The sequence below is a fragment of the Ferrovibrio sp. genome (genome assembly GCF_029255545.1).
In the GTDB taxonomy this organism is placed as follows: Bacteria; Pseudomonadota; Alphaproteobacteria; order Ferrovibrionales; family Ferrovibrionaceae; genus Ferrovibrio.
Window position 1 is genome coordinate 1 of record NZ_JANLJJ010000086.1, and the last position, 1,498, is coordinate 1,498.

Annotated in this window: 2 protein-coding genes; both read right to left on the reverse strand. The window is 63.6% G+C overall.

Translation table 11 applies throughout. From position 1 onward, the window contains the following. Positions 1–401, reverse strand: a 401-nt coding sequence (locus Q1J79_RS16970) for an ATP-binding cassette domain-containing protein (protein ID WP_300302682.1), incomplete at its 3' end; no start/stop codon positions are given. Further along, positions 398–1,498: branched-chain amino acid ABC transporter permease (locus Q1J79_RS16975; protein ID WP_300302684.1), on the reverse strand; the 1,101-nt coding region annotated here is incomplete at its 5' end. The genes Q1J79_RS16970 and Q1J79_RS16975, both read right to left, overlap by 4 nt.

Sequence of the window (1,498 nt, forward strand, 5' to 3'; positions counted from 1 at the left end):
TCGAGCACCTCGTCGACCCGCCGCCAGACAGAGCGCATGCCCGTGATCGCCTTGAAAATCGACCCCCTCTCGCCATTGACGGACATGGCGGCCAGCGCCACGTTTTCGGCTACCGTCATATCCTTAAAGGCACTGGTCTGCTGGAACGAGCGGGACAGACCTAGCCTGGCGATGGCTGCGGGCCTCCAGCCGGTCACGTCGCGATCCCGGAAGCAGATACGACCGCTACTGGGCGCGATCCGGCCGGATATCAGGTGAAAGAGCGTCGATTTACCCGCTCCGTTCGGGCCGATCAGCGCATGAATCTCGCCGTCGATCACGTCCAGCGTGGCGCCGCGAATGATCTCCGTTCGCCCGAAATTCTTGCGCACGTCTTCCAATGTCAGGATCGGCTTGCTCATGGCCGCCCCCGTACAAGCCGGGCAAGCCACAGTCCAGCCGCGACCGTCACCCCTGCGGCCGCCAGGGCTGCCAATAGCGGAAGGCGCCCTTCATCCGCCTGACCCGTGGTCCGGAAGAACAAGGTTTCAATCACGGTTATCCCGCCGGCAAACGCAACAGCCGATGCTGCGATGGCAAGTCCATATCCCCGGGTAAAGCCGACTGGTCCAAGCCGCCCGAACGTGCGAACGCCTGAGGCAACCACACCGGTAATGCCCTGAGGCGCAAACAGGACGATGAGAATGAAGAGCAGCCCGTAATAGAACACCCAGGCATGGGTGATCTTGGCCAGCGCAGTCTGCATCAGCGTCAGGGCCAGAGCGCCAACCAGCGGGCCAACCGCGCTGGCAGGCCCCCCGACCACAGTCATCAGGAGCACATTCGCCGATGTGGCAAGGCTGACGCTTTCCACGGAGACGATCTCGTAGAGCATCGCCGCCAGCGCACCCGCCCCGCCCGCAATTGGGCCTGCGATCAGCATAACCTTGAAGCGCACCTCTGCGGCCTCAAATCCAAAAAAGCCGATGCGCTCGGCGTTATCGCGGACGCCCCGCGCAAGCAGTCCAAGTGGGGTCTGCGCGACCCAGAGCGCCGCGAGAATCAACAGGCACGACCAGGCGAGCAGCAGCGGATACAGCGTCGGCAGGCGACCATAAGATTGCACCAGCCAGCCGGCAAGACCGGCCCGATTGGTCGAGATCCCAGCCTCGCCGCCGAAAAAGCCAGGAAACATCAGGAAACAGGCGGCGACGAGCTCACCGATGCCAAGCGTCACCATCGCGAACGGGATGCCAGCGCGCCGTGTCGACGGATAGCCAAAGACGATGGCCGCCGTGAAGCCGGCTGCCATGCCCACCAAGGGAACGGCTTCCGCGGGAAAGCCGGCCGTCGCCAAGGCCTTGCTGTTCAGCGCATGCGCCGCGGCAAAAGCGCCAATGCCGAAATAGACCGCGTGACCGAATGACAGCATCCCGGCGCGGCCGTACAGCAACTGATAGGAATAGGCATAGGCCGCCAGAACCCAGACCTGCATGCACAGGGTGAGCCAGTAGCGCGT